Annotated in this window: 26 protein-coding genes; 6 read left to right on the top strand and 20 right to left on the bottom strand. The window is 43.8% G+C overall.

The genetic code is table 11. From position 1 onward, the window contains the following. Positions 1-107 precede the first annotated feature (107 nt). The 12 genes from G8759_RS19905 to G8759_RS19850 form a co-directional block, all read right to left on the bottom strand. The gene (locus G8759_RS19905) at positions 108-5,639 is read right to left on the bottom strand and encodes a leucine-rich repeat domain-containing protein (RefSeq protein ID WP_167211330.1); all 5,532 of its coding nucleotides are present in this window, start codon (positions 5,637-5,639) and stop codon (positions 108-110) included. A gap of 229 nt (positions 5,640-5,868) precedes the next feature. After that, positions 5,869-6,216 (bottom strand): hypothetical protein, encoded by a 348-nt coding sequence (locus G8759_RS19900; RefSeq protein ID WP_167211327.1) that lies wholly within the window; start codon positions 6,214-6,216, stop codon positions 5,869-5,871. 9 nt (positions 6,217-6,225) lie between these two features. Next, complete coding sequence (locus G8759_RS19895) at positions 6,226-6,939, bottom strand: hypothetical protein (protein ID WP_167211324.1); 714 nt, start codon at positions 6,937-6,939, stop codon at positions 6,226-6,228. 673 nt (positions 6,940-7,612) lie between these two features. Continuing rightward, entirely contained in the window at positions 7,613-7,813 is a 201-nt protein-coding gene (locus tag G8759_RS19890) for a hypothetical protein (protein WP_167211321.1), read from the bottom strand. A 1-nt stretch (position 7,814) separates the two neighbouring features. After that, the gene (locus tag G8759_RS19885) at positions 7,815-8,219 is read right to left on the bottom strand and encodes a hypothetical protein (RefSeq protein WP_167211318.1); all 405 of its coding nucleotides are present in this window, start codon (positions 8,217-8,219) and stop codon (positions 7,815-7,817) included. Between the two features lie 62 nt (positions 8,220-8,281). After that, positions 8,282-8,629, bottom strand: coding sequence for a hypothetical protein (locus tag G8759_RS19880; RefSeq protein WP_167211314.1), 348 nt, complete (start codon positions 8,627-8,629; stop codon positions 8,282-8,284). Further along, entirely contained in the window at positions 8,619-8,900 is a 282-nt protein-coding gene (locus tag G8759_RS19875) for a hypothetical protein (RefSeq protein ID WP_167211311.1), read from the bottom strand. Before G8759_RS19875 ends, G8759_RS19880 begins: the two co-directional genes overlap by 11 nt. After that, positions 8,881-9,126 carry a hypothetical protein gene (locus tag G8759_RS19870; RefSeq protein ID WP_167211308.1) on the bottom strand — a complete coding sequence of 82 codons (246 nt, stop codon included), beginning with the start codon at positions 9,124-9,126 and terminating at the stop codon, positions 8,881-8,883. Before G8759_RS19870 ends, G8759_RS19875 begins: the two co-directional genes overlap by 20 nt. Further along, positions 9,123-9,278: a hypothetical protein gene (locus tag G8759_RS19865; protein ID WP_167211305.1), complete on the bottom strand. Its 156-nt coding sequence runs from the start codon at positions 9,276-9,278 to the stop codon at positions 9,123-9,125. Before G8759_RS19865 ends, G8759_RS19870 begins: the two co-directional genes overlap by 4 nt. Continuing rightward, complete coding sequence (locus G8759_RS19860; protein ID WP_167211302.1) at positions 9,254-9,787, bottom strand: hypothetical protein; 534 nt, start codon at positions 9,785-9,787, stop codon at positions 9,254-9,256. The genes G8759_RS19865 and G8759_RS19860 overlap by 25 nt, the downstream gene beginning before the upstream one ends. A 56-nt stretch (positions 9,788-9,843) precedes the next feature. After that, positions 9,844-10,050 (bottom strand): hypothetical protein, encoded by a 207-nt coding sequence (locus G8759_RS19855; RefSeq protein ID WP_167211299.1) that lies wholly within the window; start codon positions 10,048-10,050, stop codon positions 9,844-9,846. Positions 10,051-10,063: 13 nt separating this feature from the next. Continuing rightward, complete coding sequence (locus G8759_RS19850) at positions 10,064-10,351, bottom strand: hypothetical protein (protein ID WP_167211296.1); 288 nt, start codon at positions 10,349-10,351, stop codon at positions 10,064-10,066. 44 nt (positions 10,352-10,395) lie between these two features. Between G8759_RS19850 and G8759_RS19845 the strand changes: the two genes are divergently transcribed. Further along, the gene (locus G8759_RS19845) at positions 10,396-10,776 is read left to right on the top strand and encodes a hypothetical protein (protein ID WP_167211293.1); all 381 of its coding nucleotides are present in this window, start codon (positions 10,396-10,398) and stop codon (positions 10,774-10,776) included. A 1-nt stretch (position 10,777) separates the two neighbouring features. On the opposite strand, the gene G8759_RS19840 is transcribed toward G8759_RS19845, so the two are convergent. Beyond that, positions 10,778-11,089, bottom strand: a complete 312-nt coding sequence (locus tag G8759_RS19840; protein WP_167211290.1) for a hypothetical protein — start codon at positions 11,087-11,089, stop codon at positions 10,778-10,780. A 66-nt stretch (positions 11,090-11,155) separates the two neighbouring features. Beyond that, positions 11,156-11,416 carry a hypothetical protein gene (locus tag G8759_RS19835; RefSeq protein ID WP_167211287.1) on the bottom strand — a complete coding sequence of 87 codons (261 nt, stop codon included), beginning with the start codon at positions 11,414-11,416 and terminating at the stop codon, positions 11,156-11,158. 222 nt (positions 11,417-11,638) lie between these two features. On the opposite strand from G8759_RS19835, the gene G8759_RS19830 reads away from it, so the two are divergent. From G8759_RS19830 to G8759_RS19820, 3 genes are all read left to right on the top strand, one after another. Next, entirely contained in the window at positions 11,639-12,145 is a 507-nt protein-coding gene (locus G8759_RS19830; protein ID WP_167211284.1) for a hypothetical protein, read from the top strand. A 347-nt stretch (positions 12,146-12,492) separates the two neighbouring features. Continuing rightward, positions 12,493-13,773: a phage integrase SAM-like domain-containing protein gene (locus G8759_RS19825; protein ID WP_167211281.1), complete on the top strand. Its 1,281-nt coding sequence runs from the start codon at positions 12,493-12,495 to the stop codon at positions 13,771-13,773. 219 nt (positions 13,774-13,992) lie between these two features. Continuing rightward, entirely contained in the window at positions 13,993-14,562 is a 570-nt protein-coding gene (locus G8759_RS19820) for a PKD domain-containing protein (protein WP_167211278.1), read from the top strand. Positions 14,563-14,629: 67 nt separating this feature from the next. Here the strand turns inward: G8759_RS19820 and G8759_RS19815 are convergent, their stop codons facing one another. From G8759_RS19815 to G8759_RS19800, 4 genes are read right to left on the bottom strand one after another with little or no spacing between them, the layout of a single operon-like run. After that, on the bottom strand, positions 14,630-15,217 hold the full coding sequence (locus G8759_RS19815) for a hypothetical protein (RefSeq protein ID WP_167211275.1): 588 nt from the start codon (positions 15,215-15,217) through the stop codon (positions 14,630-14,632). A gap of 3 nt (positions 15,218-15,220) precedes the next feature. After that, positions 15,221-15,709: a hypothetical protein gene (locus G8759_RS19810; RefSeq protein WP_167211272.1), complete on the bottom strand. Its 489-nt coding sequence runs from the start codon at positions 15,707-15,709 to the stop codon at positions 15,221-15,223. A gap of 6 nt (positions 15,710-15,715) precedes the next feature. Further along, positions 15,716-16,696, bottom strand: a complete 981-nt coding sequence (locus G8759_RS19805; protein ID WP_167211270.1) for an LPD1 domain-containing protein — start codon at positions 16,694-16,696, stop codon at positions 15,716-15,718. A 1-nt stretch (position 16,697) separates the two neighbouring features. Further along, a complete protein-coding gene (locus G8759_RS19800) occupies positions 16,698-17,159 on the bottom strand; it encodes a hypothetical protein (protein WP_167211267.1) in 462 nt (153 codons plus the stop codon). A 181-nt stretch (positions 17,160-17,340) separates the two neighbouring features. On the opposite strand from G8759_RS19800, the gene G8759_RS19795 reads away from it, so the two are divergent. Continuing rightward, positions 17,341-17,760: a hypothetical protein gene (locus G8759_RS19795; protein ID WP_167211264.1), complete on the top strand. Its 420-nt coding sequence runs from the start codon at positions 17,341-17,343 to the stop codon at positions 17,758-17,760. 99 nt (positions 17,761-17,859) lie between these two features. On the opposite strand, the gene G8759_RS19790 is transcribed toward G8759_RS19795, so the two are convergent. Continuing rightward, positions 17,860-18,495 (bottom strand): hypothetical protein, encoded by a 636-nt coding sequence (locus G8759_RS19790; protein WP_167211261.1) that lies wholly within the window; start codon positions 18,493-18,495, stop codon positions 17,860-17,862. 614 nt (positions 18,496-19,109) lie between these two features. Further along, positions 19,110-19,643, bottom strand: a complete 534-nt coding sequence (locus G8759_RS19785; RefSeq protein WP_167211257.1) for a collagen-like triple helix repeat-containing protein — start codon at positions 19,641-19,643, stop codon at positions 19,110-19,112. Between the two features lie 469 nt (positions 19,644-20,112). Between G8759_RS19785 and G8759_RS19780 the strand changes: the two genes are divergently transcribed. Then, positions 20,113-20,562 (top strand): hypothetical protein, encoded by a 450-nt coding sequence (locus G8759_RS19780; RefSeq protein ID WP_167211254.1) that lies wholly within the window; start codon positions 20,113-20,115, stop codon positions 20,560-20,562. Positions 20,563-20,620: the final 58 nt, after the last annotated feature.

The following is a 20,620-nucleotide window of genomic DNA, read 5'->3' as shown; positions in this document are numbered from 1 at the left end:
TTTAATTTATAAGTGTAGATTTAAAATGCACTGATTATAATGGCAGAATACTGCAATATTATGCCGTGCAACGAATTCAAATTAAACTAACGTGTAATTGAGACGACTCAATCAAATCTGCCATGCAGGCTAGCTTGGCGGATATCTGAGATCGCTATGTTGCTATTGATGACAAAAGAGGGTTCTAGTAAATTTAATTTGTTTAATTTTTCTAGGTCCCACCCGCTTTTACGTTTTCTCTTTCCCTCCCGAATGGCTAAAGTTTCCTTTATTTTATTTGCTACAGTTTTCCAGATTTCAGCTCGATTAGCAAAACGTACAACAGGTTGTCCGTCTTTGGGAATCATCTGGATTTTTGCGAGCGGCGTCTCTTCCCACATACAGTCACTGACGACAATACCAATAACCAAGGCCTCCCCAGATTCGTGACGTTGAATAGCTCGGGACATTTCAATATCATAGATATAATCTGAATCAAAAAAATCAGCCGTCAACATCAACACAATCACATTGGCTTCTGCCAGATGTCGCATAATTTCTTTATTCCATTGATCTCCTGGTAATAACCACCGATCATCCCAGATTTTCCAGTGACCTTCCCGCTCCAATGGAGCAATCATTGTGCGGAATTCACCTTTTAAGTCTTCGTTTTTGTGCGAGTAGGAGATGAAAACTCGGGGTTTATCAAAGTATTCAATTCCATCAAGAATCTGATGGGCTGGAATTTTTTTTCTTTGGCCATTTCTACATTTTACCTCGTCGTTATCTTCAGCATCTTGCTCTAATTCATGCAAGGGAAACGTAGTAGGAGTCGAGCTGTCGATACAGTCCGGGCAGTTACAGGCTACTAATTCATCAAACTTTAATCCAAGAAAGTTTTTGTGAAGATCATAAAGCGTCTTACGAATTTCTGCGAGTCTGCGTTTACGTTCGGTACCCGCGACGCGAATAACAATCTGACGAGAATACTGATTTTCAATTATTTCTGCGATCGTTCCTTCATCCCATTGAAGGGTTACCCCCATACGCCAGACATACGGTGTTTTAATGTAGCGGCTCAATCGGGCAATTAATCGAGTGAGCATACCAGCAGGCATAAATGTATAAGTAAACTGGTGTATAATTATTCCATTAGTAGGAAAGGCAGAGTCGCGAATCCCTTCCAGCGGAAGTAATTGTGGAGCTATAAAATTAGAAGTACCTTCTACTGGATAACACAGATCGAAATGCTGCATGAGCTTGAGCAATTGCAATCTGTTGCCAGAAAATCGATTGTCCGACCATTTGCGAGCCAAGACATCTTCATTGAAACGCCCATTATTGTTTATAATCTCTTGGGTATCTAAGGCACCATAAATTGCATCAATACACCATTGCATTTTCAGAATAATTAAATACTCCAACCCAAAGACATCTGGGAAATAAAGTATTACTCCTAAGTTATGTAGCGTTTGAGCTAAAATACGCATTTGTTGATCGTCCTCAACTTCGCATTGATTACAGATTTGAGCAAATCGTGCCCAACTGATGTGTTCGTCGGTTAATTTACCTAGCATTTCGCGCACTTTTACCCAGTAAGCGGGAAAGGCCTTACCGAGTACGTCAAGCTGAGAGAAATTTTCTTCAATAAGTTCTCTCATTCCATGGACTTTAGTTAGATCCTTATCTGCAAAATTGACATCTATGACTTGCGGAACAAGATTTTCAAATGCAAAAAATAATTCATCACTTAAAACAATCTGACGGACGGCATTGTCTTTAGCATTAAAAACCAGTAAGATTGGACATTTTTTGCTGGCTCGAAGGGTAACTATATTGAGCCAATAGTAAAAGTCTGTGTCGTTTTTTCGATTATCATTTAATAATATGTAGAGAGTATCTGGTGTTAAAAACAGTTGGTGGGTTGTATGATAAAGCTCCTGACCACCAAAATCCCAAAGATTTGCCTGTAAGAATTTGGGCTGACCTTCTATTCGCCTGATAAATGCATAAGAATTTACCTTAATTCCTTCCGTGCGTTTATCTTCTAAGTTTGGTACTTGGTGGGTAGGATCAAGAAGTTTCTGAATGAGCGTAGTTTTCCCTGATTCACCAGCACCAACAATGACAATTTTTGCTTCATATAATTTTTCTTCGCCCTGCTGATTTTTGGCCTCAAAATAGCGCAAAATGGCTTCATTCCCCTGCTTAGCAATTTCAGATGGAGGTTCAATAAGTGGGCAATCCCTTATATGAATACCATCTCCCCATAATTTCCAGTTCACAGATAATCCTTTTTCGAGCAACGGAAGAATTGGTGAAAGATCATCAACTTGGGTCTGCGATATTGATAGGTTTGTGAGCTTATTAAAGTTAATCCAGGTAATAGATGATAAAGTTTTAATGGGCGTTTTGTAACAATATAATATTCTTAATTGAGTACAAGCAGATAATGGAGATAGATCCTCAACTTTTGTATCATAACAAGAAATTTCCTCTAAATTTATTAGGCAGCGTAAAGGTGATAAGTCCCTGACTAATGTTCGAGGGAAAGACAATTGCTTTAGCAGACTTAAGCCTGATAAAGCGGATAGATCTTTAATCTGTGTCTCATCACAGTATATTTTTTCAAGCAGGGTTAGGCCGGCTAAGGGCGACAAATCTTCAACGGAGTTATTGCTACATGATAGGACCTTCAGATTGGTTAGATCGACTAATGGAGATAGATTGCTAACCTGCGTCTCAGAACAGTATAATTCTTCAAGCAAGGTTAGGTTCGATAATGGGGACAGATCAGCAATAGCAATTTTTCGACAATTAAGAACCTTTAGTTGAGTTAAGTTGGCTAAGGGGGATAAGTCGCTAACCTGTGTCTCAATACAGTATAATTTTTCAAGCGAGGATAGTCCCGCAAGGGGGGACAGATCAGCAATGGTAGTCTTGGAACAACTAAGAATAGTAAGTTGGGTTAAGTTGGCTAAGGGGGACAGATCGCTGACTTGCGTCTCAGTACAATAAAATTTTTCAAGCAAGGATAGTCCTGCTAAGGGAGACAGATCAGCAATGGTAGTCTTGTCAAAAGCTACCAGTTTTAGCTGGGTTAAGTTAACTAAGGGAGACAGGTCGCTGACTTGCGTCTCAGTACAATAAAATTTTTCAAGCAAGGATAGTCCTGCTAAGGGAGACAGATCAGCAATGGCAGTCTTGTCAAAAGATACCAGTTTTAGCTGAGTTAAGTTAACTAAAGGAGATAAGTCGTTGACTTGCGTCTCGTTACAGTTTATTTTTTCAAGCAAGGATAGTCCTGCTAAGGGAGACAGATCAGCAATAGCAATTTTTCGACAAGTAAGAATCTTTAATTGGGTTAAGTTGGCTAAGGGGGACAAGTCGCAGACCTGCGTCTCATCACAGTATAATTCTTCAAGCAGGGTTAGGTTCGATAATGGGGACAGATCGGTAATGGTAGTCTTGCCAAAAGATACCAGTTTTAGCTGAGTTAAGTTGGCTAAGGGAGACAAGTCGCTGACTTGCGTCTCAGCACAAAAAAAATTTTCAAGCGAGGATAGTCCCGCAAGGGGGGACAGATCAGCAATGGTAGTCTTGTCAAAAGATAGAATCTTTAGCTGAGTTAAGTTCGCTAAGGGAGACAGGTCGCTGACTTGCGTCTCATCACAGTATAATTCTTCAAGCAGGGTTAGGTTCGATATTGGGGACAGATCGGCAATGGTAGTCTTGGAACAACTAAGAAGAGTAAGTTGGGTTAAGTTAACTAAGGGAGACAGGTCGCTGACTTGCGTCTCAGTACAATAAAATTTTTCAAGCGAGCATAGTCCTGCTAAGGGAGACAGATCAGCAATGGTAGTCTTGTCAAAAGATACCAGTTTTAGCTGAGTTAAGTTGGCTAAGGGAGACAAGTCGTTGACTTGCGTCTCATCACAGTATAATTTTTCAAGCAAGGTTAGGTTCGATAATGGGGACAGATCGGCAATGGTAGTCTTGGAACAACTAAGAAGAGTAAGTTGGGTTAAGTTGGCTAAGGGAGACAAGTCGTTGACTTGCGTCTCATCACAGTATAATTTTTCAAGCAAGGTTAGGTTCGATAATGGGGACAGATCGGCAATGGTAGTCTTGGAACAACTAAGAAGAGTAAGTTGGGTTAAGTTGGCTAAGGGAGACAAGTCGTTGACTTGCGTCTCATCACAGTATAATTCTTCAAGCAGGGTTAGGTTCGATAATGGGGACAGATCGGCAATGGTAGTCTTGGAACAACTAAGAATAGTAAGTTGGGTTAAGTTGGCTAAGAGGGATAAGTCGCTAACCTGTGTCTCAATACAGTATAATTTTTCAAGCAAGGATAGTCCCGCTAGGGGGGACAGATCAGCAATGGTAGTCGTGGAACAACTAAGAATAGTAAGTTGGGTTAAGTTAACTAAGGGAGACAGGTCGCTGACTTGCGTCTCAGTACAATAAAATTTTTCAAGCAAGGATAGTCCTGCTAAGGGAGACAGATCAGCAATGGCAGTCTTGTCAAAAGATACCAGTTTTAGCTGAGTTAAGTTGGCTAAGGGAGACAAGTCGTTGACTTGCGTCTCATCACAGTATAATTTTTCAAGCAAGGTTAGGTTCGATAATGGGGACAGATCGGCAATGGTAGTCTTGGAACAACTAAGAAGAGTAAGTTGGGTTAAGTTGGCTAAGGGAGACAAGTCGTTGACTTGCGTCTCATCACAGTATAATTCTTCAAGCAAGGTTAGGTTCGATAATGGGGACAGATCGGCAATGGTAGTCTTGGAACAACTAAGAATAGTAAGTTGGGTTAAGTTGGCTAAGAGGGATAAGTCGCTAACCTGTGTCTCAATACAGTATAATTTTTCAAGCAAGGATAGTCCCGCTAGGGGGGACAGATCAGCAATGGTAGTCGTGGAACAACTAAGAATAGTAAGTTGGGTTAAGTTAACTAAGGGAGACAGGTCGCTGACTTGCGTCTCAGTACAATAAAATTTTTCAAGCAAGGATAGTCCTGCTAAGGGAGACAGATCAGCAATGGCAGTCTTGTCAAAAGATAGAATCTTAAGCTGGGTTAAGTTAACTAAGGGAGACAAGTCGTTGACTTGCGTCTCATCACAGTATAATTTTTCAAGCGAGGATAGTCCTGCTAAGGGAGACAGATCAGCAATGGCAGTCTTGTCAAAAGATACCAGTTTTAGCTGAGTTAAGTTGGCTAAGGGAGACAGGTCGCTGACCTGCGTCTCATCACAGTAGAGTAATTTTAGATGTAATAAACTATTAAGTGGAAGCAAGCTTTGCACTTCAGTAAAAGAGCAAGTAAGCTGTTGTAACTTTGTGAGAGTTTTAAGTAGAGATAAATCTTTTAATCCCCATTTATTACTTTCGCTTCCATTTATCCAAAGGTTTTTTAAGTTAGTTAATTTAATAAAAGATGGAGGTAAGCTGTCAATTTTGTTTGGTAAGCCAATATTGGATGTTGAATTTAGGGAATTGAAATTATACCATTCTTGAGAAAATGACAACTCTTCCAACCAGATACAATCTCCTATTTCTTCCGGTACTTCACCAACTATACCACAGTTTCCAAGATCCAGGAATTTTGCTTTAGTTCTTCTATTTGCTTTAACCAGTTTTAGGGCTAGTTCGGACATAGTGTGTGGATTCTAAAGTAAAAGAATAAAAAAATATAATTTTTTGGGTTATTGTGATGTTGTAATAAAGTAGTTTTTGTTTCTATAATCATTATTGAATCACTTCAAAAAACCATTAATTTAATAAACGGCTGCCAAGGATAAAGCCTCTGTTAGTTAAACTAGCAGAAAGCCAGACTACAAGGCTGTCTGGCTTTATATAAAGTTGAAAAGAATAATATAAAAGGAATTACTCCCCAATGTTATACATCTGGGTAATGGGGATCTGATAATTGACAATTGCATGGTCCAGCTTACCCAGAAAAAGTTGTTGATGACTGGTGAGGACCATCGACAGCATATCCAAGTATAAAGCTTTAGCGACTACCTCCGGCATAGAAAACGAATAGAGTTTATCGGCTCGTCGCTGACTCCAGCTGATCATTTTTAGGGTTTTCCAGCTTTTGAGATAATTTAATAACACAAGCGTGTTAACTGATTTGTGGACCAGAGGTACTTGATCCTGACCATTGAGATTAGCGCGTAGATAACCAATCATCACGAGCACATCTATTGGATACAGCTTGAGTGTTAACATGGCTCATTCTCAGCGTTTACTGGCGTGTTTTCCATACAAACTATTTAAACCAACTTGAGCGGCCTGAGCAGCCTCCAAAGTACTGGCTGTGTGTATTGTATGGGCTAAGGCTTCACTTTTATCTGCCTCAAATAATTCAGGTTGGAAGTCGGCGTGTCGGTAAAACCAGCCAGTCATGCACTGAGCTGAGTATTTGGAAAATTTGGACTCGCAGAATGCTCGTAGTTGCTCCAACGTTTCAAAATTTTGTTTGCTGTGATCTAATTCGGCGAAATAGACCGTCTGACGTACATTTTTCCGACGATCCTCAATTGGTGGCATTATACCGGTATGCACATATTCATTGTAATACGTCGAAAGAAAATCGGTTATAACGGCAGTTTCCTTGACCCAGCCATGAGCAACAAAGTCGTGAGGATAGAGCTCGAGAATTTTAGGTTGAAGCTGCTTGAGAATACGTCTATCGTTTTCATAAATGACGATCAAATCACAGCGAGTTAAATAGGGTAAAACAGGGTTAATCAATTTTTTATAAAGCAATTCTAGCCTGTTGGTATTCTCAAAGCCCATGCCTTTGCTATAGCCATCCATTAAAGGGACGCTATTGCCTTTACGACCAGCAGTCAGATATAGCTCCCAGCGAAAGGTGCTGTTGATCGGATCGGCTTCGAATTTTGGTATACCGGTATTGGGCTTGCGAGCAATTGTGCCGGAGGATTTCATAGCGAGATAAATTTGGGAAAGATGCGCCCTACTAGGTGCGCGTTGAGCCAATGTGATGGGTGTTAGGGACTAGATGAGAGGGGAATCGGTTTCGATTTTTTCGCGCGCCCTAACTCAGTTAACCTGTTAACCTGTTAACGAGGTTGAGTAACGGTAGAACCCTAGATTAACCAGATTAACTTTTTTACATACTCTACCCTAACCGAATAACTGCAAATCGGGTCCCAAAAAAAAGGCTAATCAGAAATGACATAGTCTTCCCGATCAACTCTCGAATCGATTTTTTTTCGAGGGTATAGCAGGTACGGGATGCGCGTAAGCATTCGACTGATCTGATTTGCAACTCAGACCAGGCATCCGGGGGCGATATGACCACCTACATAGTTAGGGTGGGGTGTAGAAATAGCGGGCGAATGGATTTCGCATGATTATATTTTCATCAAAACGGCAAGTGGAATCCTACCGTAGTGGCGAGGAGCGGGGATCGAACCAGCGACCTTGACTTTTAAAGAGTCATGCTCTACCAACTGAGCTATCCTGCCAAGTTTACCAGGTCAAAGTTGATCTGGTAATACTCGCTTCTATCCACACCATTGCCCTCAGGCTCTACCTATCTCCCCCCGAAGGCCTGCCGGTGACGGCAGATCGTTGATCAACCAACGGCTGACCTATATCATGAGAACAGCCTCGCCTGCTGCCCTAAATCAGCACGTACAGCTACGTTATTGGGTGCCAGTTCGCCCAGGAGCCGGTCGACCTCAGCCTCAACCGTTTTGGCTTCCGAAAGCTTCTGGTTCGTTTTAAGGCGGAAGTAATCCTTCTGGGCTTTCCGCATTTTGCTGACCGAGGCCGCGAATTCTGTTAGTGTAACCATATCACAAAGGGTCTAAACCAAAGTCTAATGCCAGGTGCGCAACCTCATCGAGTTCGGCCCAATTGGTCACTGCCAGGGCCTGCGCTTTCAACTGCTCAAATTCCTCAGTAGCGTGCAAAGTCCAGATCGGCGCATGTACTAGGTATATCGCCCACTGGCGCAAAACCTGAAAGTCGTCGTCCGATAGCGGAGGCTCAGGCAGTAATTTGCCTTCTTCTGTAACGCAAACCCGATAGTACTCATTGATCCGCTCCCGGATCGACTTAGACGGCATGCCTATCTCGGTAGACAGGCTGAAACTGTCTGGCTGGAACGGGAACCCACCGGGATAAAACGGCTCGCCCAGGTACTTGGGAATATAGAGCAGTTCTTCCAGTTGTTCCTCGGTGAAGATCTGTGTCAGCATATGACCAATTTTGCGTTAAGTTTGCGCTGTGATGCTTCTATCACAATTTTGATATATGATACTTACAGCTCGTTTCCACCTGGTAGCGGGCTGTTTTCGTTACCACCGAAGGGCAGCTGGGGAAGCAGTTTGGCTAATTTGCCATACTTCATTTTCCAGATGTTGTCTGCCCGATCGTAAGCAAAGTGGCACCGCGCGCACATCGCCATCAAGTTCTCGTCCGTCGTTTCTTCAGGCAACCGGTTTAAATGGGCCGTCTGAAGCCTGACTATTTTGCCTGTGATTGGATAGGGTTCGCCATGCACGGCTCCGCATCCTTTTACTTCGCAACGCCCACCCGCCCGATCGAATCGGATTCGTTTGCTGATCTGCTTCCAGTCCGGCGGGTAGCGTTTGCGATCAATTGGCATTCAGCGCTGGGTAAGGTTGCATGATCCGTTGCCTGGCGCAGATCAATTGCCATCTTTCCTTGGCGAATTCGAGAAACTGCATAGCGGCGTGCTCTGAATAGTCGACAATAAATTGCCTGGCCATTTCAGGCTGATCGAAATAGGCCCACTCGTCAAACCGGTATTGGATGGTGACGTACGTGCTGATCATGACCTGCCAGCGGCCGTCTTCCTCTTCCATTCGATCGAGCAGGATTACCTTTTCGCCCAGGTTAAAAATCCGATGGTCCATCTGACAGAAGAGTCATGCCGTCGATACCACGCCGGCCGTTTAAAATTGATTGTATTTTGGCCTGGAGATCCGTCAGCTGTTTGATCCGGGCCATGCCCATTGCTCCCCAGCTGCTCGCTTTTAGTTCGCCCAGCTGAAACTCGATCATGCCCTGTGCAGCCTCGAGCACAGATGTCTCCGCATTGTTATCGACCTGGCCACTGTCCAGGATCTGCTGTATACTCATGGCGATCGACGTGGTTTAGTAGGATGATCTTTCGTTCGAGCAGGGGCAACCAGTTTGATGGCCAGCAGAATCAGGGCCATCGTCAAAGTGAAGTATACATACTGCACGTGCAGTTGCAGCCAGTCAATCAACTTGGTTGTTTGTATTTGCATAGCTCATCCCAGGTTAAAATTTTAGTCACTCGCTTCAGGGTAGCCTCCATGACAGCCATTAAGGCCATCTGCAGGGTGTACACTGAAATATCTTTCAATCGGCTTGTGCCATGCGTGGCCAGCCAGCGCAATTCCTTGCCCAGGTATTTTCTAAGAATTCGATACTGTTCGGGATTAAGAATCAGTTGTGCATGATCGCTATGGAGCGTATTGTCCGGATCGCGGCAGGGGAGTACTGCCTGCAGCTTGAGCAGCTCTGGTAGTGTAATATCAAAGGGCGTGTAGCCCAAGGGTGGAGTCGCCCTAATCTGGGCGTAATCCTTAATCATTAACTGGTGCAACAGGTAGTATCCCAGTAGGCATTGGTAATCGACGTCGAGCGCCACATTGTAATGCTGATTTGTTGCCGGCTTTGGCCGTGGTTGAACAGGTTCCGGTGTGATCCGGGTGAGTAACTGTGCGACTAGGCCTATGGCCCGTGACGGATGTGATTTAACTTGTGCTTCCATTTTACAAATTGATATATGATATGAAAATTGACGGTCCGCCGAGCGGTAATACACAATTAGCGGCCAACTGCTTGACCAGCAGAGCACTCAAGTTCCCGAACCCGTTGCGACTGGTATTCGAGGATGGCTTCCCGGAGCGCGGGATCATCGATAAAAATTTGGATCAACAACTTGTTCTCAGAATCTCGAAAACAGATGCCGATTTCGGGTGTGGTCTGAATATGTTCCAAAAAACGTTGTTCTGATTGAAGTGATGAGATCATCTGGAAGGTCGGTTTAGTGTTGATATGAGGATAAAATCTGCTCGACCTCCTGCTGTTGCTGCTGAGCAGAATCCGTAAAAAACGAGTAACTGATGCCCAATTGCCTGACCAATACGGCAGCACAGGCGATGTGCGTATTGCCCAGTTTCCACTCTGAGCGCAACACACGCTGGCGATAATGCTCCCACTTGCCAAGTGCTACCAGGTCCGCTTTGATCGCTCTCCGCTTTTGCCAGCCAATGGGCTTTGGCAATTGCCGCAGCAATTGAAAGAGTGGATTTCTGTTTGGCACACTTGGCATAGATATATACATTTGTCGTCCACTATATTTATAAATCCAGCGATATGACTGACGATGAATTACGCTCATACGCTACCACCTATGAACTGCTTATTCTGCGTGGCCTGGGGGACGCTTATGTCAACCAGAGAACCCTTGCCGAGCGTGCTGATGGATTCTGGATTTTGGTTGAACACGAGCGAAATGACAAGCTGGTCAGTATTGCCATCCGTGAGCAGACCAAGAGACAAGTGATCCGGTTGATGGCTAAAGCCCTGCTGCACCTGAGTAATCATATCGCTTATCGGGACAATCCGTACCCGCTTCGGACTTTGGGCAAAAAAGCCTTGGGAGCCAGCTCGTCTGCTGACTTGGTATTGATCCTTGAGCAGCTTAACTCGCTGATGTTCCCGGTAAAGAATCGGCAGCATCAACTGATTGGGTAGACTAGTTGCCATGGTTATGCAGGTTTAAAGACTTGATGACTACGGGAAATGCACCCTGGGCATCCTCGACGAAGACAATACCCATCCGATCGGGATCACCCTGAGGAGGAGAGCACTGAAGTGTATCGCCCACGTTGTAAGTAGTGAGCTTGGCTCTTGCCACGAGCACCGAAACGTGAATTTCGGCTGGCCCCATACAGCCAGCTATATAAAGGGAATCAGATACTGGCGCTGGTGCCAAGTCCGATTTGGTTTGCTTAGGGTTGCAGGCTGCCAGAGCAGCATACAGAAGGGGTAAAATCAAGGTTTTCATCGGGGTGGAAATATTTAGGAATTAAAAATCACAAAAAGCATATGACGCCTATTAACCAATAATCGTCTAATGATGTAGGGCTTGGTCGATTGTCACACCGAAAAGCGGAGCTGTTTCTGGCATCAGTTTTATAAAGATGTCTCTCAATTGAGCATTCGCTTTTCTTTCAAGGTCATAGCCTTCTTTACAAGCTACCGTCTGCCAATGCCGATAAACATTCCGTTTTTTCAATTCAAGAATTACTTCTGCCCGTACAATTGGGTTGGCCATTTTGTATTTAAGCCACAGAGGGTTCTTTCCAACAGGCACTTTTTCCATTGTTGCCATACACATTACCGATTTTAGTAATAGGCATTACTTGTTTTTGTAGTTGCCAACACCAATTTTTGTGTTATAGAACACAAGATTTTGTGCTGAGTACAATAATTTGCAATTCTTAGTACAAATATTTGTACTGCAATACTAATATATATTTGGTTTTAAAACCAAATATATATTCATTAAAAAGTTAATATTTTGGGTGTTAGTTTCACAATAACTTGATTTCCAATGGAATATAATTTTAGGGAGTCTATTGAAAAACTGCTCGAGGAAAGGCGGAGAACGAAGAAAAGCCTATTTGAGCATCTCAAAATGACCGGCCAAGGATTTGATGCGATGCTCAAGAACAACACAATTTCGGCTATCAAACTGGCACAGATTGCAGAGTTCTTAGAGGTGCCAGTGTCATATTTTTATGGTGATGGGCCAAGCACCACAAAAAATGATATTCCCAAAGAAACGTTTGGCGATCAGATAGCAAAAAAGATGGCTGAAGACATCGGTGAGTTAAGACATTTCTTTGAAGAAGAAATTCGCACTAAGAATCGACAGATTGATGGTCTTCAGCGGATGCTTGAATCAGTACTGGGAAAGTCTGAGGGTGATACCAATCAACCGACTTTAGGTTATGAGGCAGTAGTCGAAAATGCATTACTTGCTATGAACAGACTTGGATTAAGTTTAGTCAATGCACCGTATGCTTTTAGAACGCATATACCTCTGGCTTCAAAGTAGGCATCACCCCGTTGAGCTATGTGCTTAACACGGTAACAATCAGATTATTAGATAGTAGAGGTTCAATCCCTCGCTCTCTGCCACCCCTTACGGGAATTACTTGGGAAAGCCAGTTAGCCTAGAAAGCGAACTGGTTTTTTGCGTTTATAACCCCTTCTAACTTTCTGGTTTTCATACTACTTACGAAACGGGTACAAATCCGGGGTCACCACTTAGGATGACCGGGTACACAACCCATGATCTTTTAGTGCACGATTAGTTAAAAATAATGAATTAAATAAGTATTTAATTTTTGTATTTAAGTATCATTAATGTATGTGCAATAGCTCACCAAACAGGCGTGAGCTATGTTTTACCAAAATCGAATGCAGGTTCTGTTCAAACTCAGACGCAATTACCGACCTTCCAAACGGGGCAAGCCGAAACCGGCTGAAGTGGCTCTTTATGCCCGAATCACGGTCAACACCTACACGGCTGACATTTCAACCAATGTCAAGGTAAACCCCAGGCACTGGAACCAGGCAAAACAGAAAGTTACTGATGCTGCACCCACGGCTGATCTGGACAATCAATTGCTCGAGCGAATGAAGGTGAAGCTAAAAAAAGCCTTCAATCTATTAGACCAGGACGACGTACACGTCACCGCCCAACAAGTTCTGGAAGTGTATCGAGGGCAAAAGCGAGTCCGCTACACCATTCAGACCATGCTGGAACGGTTATTAAAGCAGCACGAAGAACGGATTAGCGATGACCCTGACGAGTTGGCCACCAGTAAAGATGTAATTAGCGGTGATACCTACGAAGCCTACCAGAAATACACCAACAATATCCTGGACTACCTGGTCGACAGCAAGCAGACCAGGGCTTATATTGATGAGATTGACGAAGCCTGGCTCAATGAGTTTAAAGCGTGGGGGCAACGCAAATTTGCGATCAATTATCTGGGAAAGCATCTGTATTACATCAAAAGTCTGCTTGATTATGCCGTGCTCAAAAAGGCCGTTCGGAGTAATTCCATTAAACCCTACAAGGTGGAAAAAGACGAACCTGATCCTGACGATATGGTCTTTCTTTATCCCGATGAGCTGGCTCTGCTCCAAACCTTCAATTTTCATTCATTGTCCATCAAGCCCGAGCGGGCTGTTCGACTGGAACGGTTGCGGGATGCCTATATTTTTATGCAGCAGATTGGCACCCACCACGCCGAATATAAACAGTTTGTGGCTGCTCCATCAAGCTATTTGCGGGTGGTATCGGGCGTTTCGTTCATTCGGATGAAACGGAAGAAAACCAAAAAGTATTTGATAGCCCCACTCAAGCCAATAAACTTTAGCCTGGCAGAAAAATACGGCGGGTTTGATAAACTACCGACCTGCTCGCTGACGCAGTTTAACGACGGTCTTACGCTGATTTCAGCCTATTTAGGGTTTCATAAAACGTTGACCACTAAGTCAGCCCGAAAGACGTTTGCCGACCATAATTTGAACGAACATGCCACTGACGTACACACGACGGCTCGAATGATGGGATTAAGTTCAATAGAATATTTGAAGCACTACGCTCATATTGACGAACGGCGAATGATCCGGGAAATGAATTTGCAACCAGATCCGGTTTCAGAGTCTTAAGCTGATAACCTTCAAACAGAATAATCTTTGGAGAAGAACTAAAATTTAGCCGGTGCCGGCGGCTGATCAGGCCCGAATCCGAGCGATATCAACCAGGCTCGAGCAGGAATTTACAATTCAACACCGAAGATTATTCTGTTTAACAATGTATTGTAAATACGTCTTTAAAATGTATTTACAAATTCTTACTATTGTGCTCAGTTTAAACCACCGTTTACTATGAAAAAGATCTGTTTACTGTTCATCATTACACTACTTTTTGCCAGTTGTAAAAAGAATGATCCACCCCCAAAACCCATTGCCGCCTTTTCAATAAACTATCAGGCTAATGGTCGAGTCTGGCTAAATAATGATTCAAAGAATGCGTCTTCTTTTCAATGGATAGTTAGTGACGGGCGTACAACTATCGACCAATCACCAATCATAGATTTCTCGAATAATGGCGATTACAATGTAACTCTAATAGCCAAAGGTGAAGGCGGTACCGATAGTGCTGTTAGAACTATTCAAATCCGAAATCTGCCTACTACGGGTAACGTTGTTTTCTGGACAAATTTCAATGGCCCATACATTGAAGTGTTTGTAAACAATCAGTTAATAGGAACAATGACTCAATATATTACCTCTGGTGGTGCTCCTGGCTGTGGTCAACAAGGTTTTGTAACAGTTACCCTACCTCAAGGCAGTTATAGTTTTGTTGCTAAGTCAAAAGCATTGATTCCAGCAAAATGGGAGGGAAGTATTACAGTTATTAATGGACAATGTCGGTCAATGCAGTTGAATAAATAAACAATAAACCCCGCGCCCAAGTTAGGCGCGGGGTTTTATACAACTTATTCAAAATATTAGAAGCAAACTAACCCTTTTTCTTAAAGATTAGCAATAAGACCAGCACAACAATGCCAGCCCAAAGCAGGTAATTGAACACATTAAGCCGGTCATATTCCTGATTAGTCTGCTCTAAAATATCCTGTAAACCGGCAAGATCTGCTTGATAGTATGCAATTTCTTCGTTGCGTTTAGCCGTATTTTCACTGGTCGTATCAATTATACCGCCAATGACCTGGCCAGCAATACCAACCCCCAACCCGATAGCTGTACCGATACCAGGCAAGGCACTTGAAAGGCTAGCCACTAAACGGCTAATCGTACGTATATCAACGGCCGTATGATCAATTACGTCCTGACTCCCTAAATCACGTAATGCTTTGCTAATAATGACCGCGCGTTGCATTAAGAGCGTCTGTCTCCGTTTTAGCCAGGCTAGCCGTTCGCTGTTGCTGTTGCCGGTGTAGGGCTTATTGATCTGATCGATCAGGTAATTGACCTGTTGACAATTTTCTGACAACGCGTGATAGTTAGCCGATAGGGGCGAAATGACCTTACAATCTGCATTGATATAGGCTGAATAGTACGGTTCGGCGTATTGTGGGGTAGTAGCCATTCTTTAGGAAGATCTACGTTTTACGACCAGAATTAACAAGACCAGGGCGGCTAGAATAAGCAGATACGTTGTGTTGACGCGTGGTTTAGGGTCAGGGACTTCGGGCTTCGTTGAATTGGCTATTGTTAGCGTGGTCGTATTATCCTGAACCTGGCTATCCGATAAAGGCATACTTTGTTGAAGATGAACTTTTTCTAAAGCAGCATTATCCGCTAAAATTTTTTTCTGAACAAATTCACTCGCGATGAATTCAGGATCAAGGGTATATTGATTGATGTCAGTAGCGCTCTGTAGCCGCTCCTTTCCATCCCAGGCTGTTGAAAGGCTGCTCTTTACGGTCAATACCCACAAATTGACATCGCTCAAATAGCGTAACCGCCAGACATACGTTTCATCAACCCAATGGCCAAGTGCGGGAATAATGCCATCACCTACTCTATATCTAGTACTCCAGGTGCCGACGATATCACCACTTTTATAGGTCGTTGCCATAACTTATTAGTTAGCCTGTTTAGAGATGTCAAGTATGAGCCGATCCACCAGCGGCCGTATCTTGGAAAATTCGGTTTGGGTTTGGTAACAGCCGATCGACTTGGCTAAGGACTTGTATTTCTCTTTGTGCAGGAACCGGTTGGTAATGCCTTTTTCCCGCATTTTGTAGTTCACCCACACTTCAAACAGCCGCGCCCAAAGCTCATTGTGCCGAAGCCAGTACGAATCCGATTCCCCTTTCGTGACCAGGCTTTTACGCATGTATCGATAGGATCTGGTCTGTTGAATGGCCCGGATGATTTCAGTCATTTGATACCTGAGTGAGCCTTTTTTGTCGATGTTCTTGGTAATGAGTGATGTATCAGAACCGTAGGTCAGGGAGCGGTAAAACTTGCTTTGCTCGACGAACGTGCCAAAAAAGTAATCCAGGGCGTGTCCGTATTCATGGGCAAGCGCCCCTACACCACCCGTTTCCATGAACTTTACCTGCTTAGGCACATCGATGCGCCTACCCGAAAGATCTTCGATGTAGCGTTTATAGCGGGTCAAATTGATCATAAACGTATCCGGCTCAAAATGTCCGGCTGCCCGTTGGGAGCCACGGGCACCAAAGGCAATGCCTATCGTACCATTCAACCCAATATTACTGTACCCTACGATCCTGGTTAGATCATTGAGCGCAATCACTAAAGCAGCCAGGTAATTGTAGGCATCTTCGTTGGTTAGCCAGTTACCAAATTCAATTCCCTTCAAGCGGAACTTAATCACCGCCCGGTTAATGTCGTCTGCGGATACGGTTCGTTTTGTTCTGGAAAAGCCTTTGTAGATCGGCGTAAACCCGTTCTCATCCCAATAGGCATTTACCCGACTACCAACGCTTACCCATGTATTGGTATCGACATATTTCTGACTGGCAAAAACGGGTACCAGGCCCAATCGTCTTTCCTTGGGTCTTACTGTTCCGATAGGTTTCTTGAGCTGCAACATCTTAAATCACTCGTTTATAGCCTGCTTTCTTAATCATGGCCCGAAGCTGGCCAGGTGTTACGGCTGTTTGGGTACCTGGCAGATCCACCGGCGTATAATGCACCAGGGCGAAATACACCAGTTCCGCGCACGTCCACTTATCCCAGGCCTGTTTTTGTAAGGGCAGTCCGTAGGTAAAAAACACACCTTGCCAGTCATAGCCCCTACCGATCTGGGAGCGTATGAACGCATCTAAACCGGCCGTGTCGAAACGTCCCAGGTCATAGACTTCCCAATAGGTTGGGTTCCTCAGGGTTTCGGTGGTGGGGCGAGCCACTACGCCCTTTGTTTGGGCCCAACTCGAAACGGATACACCATCGGGGTAGATCAGCTCCGTGTGAATCCAGTTTGAACCCGTACTGGCGGCAATCAGTACCCCGGCCAGGTCGTTTTCATGAAATCTATTTTTAAAGCCAATAAGCATCGATTAGCAAAGTATAGCTCCCGATCGGACAGGAGCGTCCGGGATAGCATCGGTGAGAGAGTGGGCAAACCAGCGGTTTGCCCATCTGCTGACAGCGTTGTACTTAACCCAAGACGTGTGAAAATGACGGCAATCGCCGTTAGTTTGCGTGACCAAAGTCTGTCTGTTTCGTTTTAAGTCCATGAAAAAGTCGAGTCACTTACCTAAGAATACTACCTTCATGTTAACCCCCGGCTTACGGGCCGAAATCTTCTGGCAGACCACTAATTGCGATCATTTCATGGAAAACTACCGGGCTGATCTGGACGCACCCACGGCAAAATCCCGGTTTCATAATCTGCGATTTAGCCAGGTATCTAAAATGCTTTCTGGCAATCTGTATATTACTCAATCGCCTAAATCAGACGATCCCAATAATTACTATGCCATTTCATCATATGGGGGCAAATACTATTTTACTACCTTTACCATTGAGTCTCGAACCGATTGCCCCGATACCCTGTTTGCAGTAATAATTACCTCCTACATCACCTATGAAGACCGCCACATTAAAAAGCACAAAGCCTACGTCGAAGAACTCCGGCGTCAGTTCAACCGGTAAGCGTCAGGGCATTTTGCCGGGTAAAGGGCCGTGGGTTAGTCTGGATGGTAAATGGTATACCAAAAACACCGCTGGTGAATGGGTACCCATGAAAGCCAATTAGGGCGTTGACCGTAAACGCCCCAAACCGTAGGTAACAAAGCAGAGCGCAATCAGGGCAGGAATGAGCTTTCTGGATAGAAACAGCGCTGCCGTTATTCCAACCGCCACAGCCAGAAAAGCGATTTCCGAATTGGGCAAAAACACCCGCGCATTGCTGATGCCGAGCACCGATGTGCTGACCACGTTACTAGTGTATTCGGTGGCCAGGACTGCCGATTTGGGTTTGGTTTTATTGATGACCGCCAAGAGTGAATTAGCCCAAAGTGTCGCGTAAGCGTCCCAATCGTCTACCCGTAAGTGAATCGTATCGTCACGTCCCGCACGTTGCTGCCGTAAAGCCAGTAAATCAGCTCCCACGTAGCAATTGGGTTCACTGGCCAGTACGTCACTGGTTCCTGCACGCATTTGCTCCGAATCAATCTCGATACCACCATCTTCCATCGCCAGCAGCCAGGCGACGTCAGGAATTTTATAGGTTTCCCGGCTATGCTGAATAACCGTTCGGTACTGATCAGCAAATTGCTGCCGGTTGCTATCGTTGCGGTCGTTCACCCCGTGGTGCACCAGAACCGCCCGGATACCAGTCGTCGGAATGTATTTATTGAGGGTTGCCCGGAGCGGTTGGTAGGGCATTCCCAGGTTATATTTGATAAAGCTATGGTCAAAGGGCAATGGTTGGGCTTCATTGATTGATCTATATTCTGGAAAGGATAACAGTATACAGCCTACTTTGACGAGAAGCATTATTCGCACGATCTTGGAACCGTTTGATCATCGTTTCAAATCTGTAAAGAATAGTTTGAACCTAAACAGCTACTGTTCGAATCTGGTATGTGTAGAATAGAAATCTTTAACATTTACACTGTCTTTATGAATGAAAAAGAGTCTTTATTCATTTATGGGGGTAGCTTTTCAGTTTGAATTTCTGCCCAGCCATAAACGGTAAAAGCCCCTAAGCGACCAGATCGCCATTAAAATTCCAAACGGCCAATAGTTATCCAAAAAAGCATAGCTGGAACATAATATGCAAGATAATGCGAAACCGAATGTCCACCACTTTGACCGGTCTTGAAGATAATAGCAAATGGAAGAAATAGTGACAACAATTAGACCAAAAACTGTTAAAGCGTTCATCGTCATTTACCTTTTAGGTAGTTTGAACTTTAGCCGTCAATTCAACTATCTGCTGAATAGTCATTGGCCGATGGCTAATTTAGCTTTCATAGCAGGAACCTTTATATGCTGCGCTAATCAGGAATGTTAAAGGTTTGTCTTGTAGCTTCGTAGTCGGTATAATCAACACTCCCTTTTCGGCCTCCAACTAATGTAGCGCCTGGTATTATGACATACCTGAATTGCTGGGGGGTTAGCAAATAGGCCAATCTTACTTCAATTCGAGCGACATAAAATCGTACGTGAACAGTAAGCGTTGTGTTGCCAGTTGTCTCGGCATAAGGAAGACTAATTACACGATCCCCATCTTTCCAATAGATACGTATATCGGCTTTGTCAAGTACATCCTGCGTAATAGGGAGCGCATTTATTATGCCTACATAGACATTTGAACTTCCGGAAAAAGTGGTTGTGATCCAGGGAGAATATTGAACGTTGGCGGTTCCGGTTGCACCAGCTGAACCTGCCGGTCCCGTTGCTCCTTGAGCGCCATTGGCCCCTGTATCCCCTTTCGGTCCTGGATCACCTGCTTTAGGTTGACATTGCTGAAAACACAACAGACACATAACGAGGTAGGTAGTTAAAGAAAAACCCTGTAAGTGGCTCATGGAATTAGTGATTTTAAGGGTGGTAATCCATATTCTTCCCAATGTCGATAGCATTCCACACCCAGGCAATCTTTCACGTATAAACCACGTACTAATACGCTAATTATCAGTATAAGTAGTACTATTTTCCAGGCAACTATTTAATTAAAGTAAACTTTTTTTAACCAGCGAATTAGGCCTAACACGAAAGTCTTACTTTCTGAATCATATTTTATAGCATGTGGATAGAAGCGCAAAGCCTGGATCATTAGTCCAGGCTTTTTTATGACCATATCCTCACTAATTAACCCAGTAGTAGCGTCCAAAAAAAAGTTGGCCGTTTTGTGTATATAAATTTTTGTTTACTCTCCTTGTTGACCTGAAAATAAATAGTAAACATTTAATGGCCTAAATAAACTGCTAATCCCTCAATGAATTTCCTTATTGACCTAAAAGGTTATAACTTAGACCTCTATCTATCCAACCTGCAATGGAAAACAACGATCAAATGTTCAATCGGTTTTTTGAAAAGTACCTCCATCGTACGCTCGAAAAATATATTGATCAAGTTGATAAGGATACCCAAACTCAACTGATCAAGTTTTACAGTAGCCTTCACGATCAACTATCCGCTGAACCGTCTAAGTCGATTTCCGACCTAAAGCCCATCGGGCAGGCGATTAAATGTGAAAGTGGACATGTAGAAATTGTCCAGCGTTTACTGACGAGCCACCAAAGTATAATTAAGGCTAATTGGTTAAATATTCAACGAATAGATGTACTCATCGAGCGAGCGGAACAGCGTCTATCTCCCACGGCTGAACAGGTTAGGTTGATCAATCATTACCGATCCATACGAAAAAGGTTTGTTGTCTCCATGGAGCACGCCCAATCGTTTTGCCAGAATGAGCTATTCAAGCAGGTCGCCCAACTAGAGTAAATGACCAATCATGCTTAACTTAAATTCAAAAGAAGACACAACCCGGTTTTTGTTTGGT

Source organism: Spirosoma aureum, assembly GCF_011604685.1.
Classification (GTDB): Bacteria; Bacteroidota; Bacteroidia; order Cytophagales; family Spirosomataceae; genus Spirosoma; species Spirosoma aureum.
Note: the sequence above shows the minus strand (reverse complement) of the source record. Positions and strands in the feature narration are given on the sequence as shown.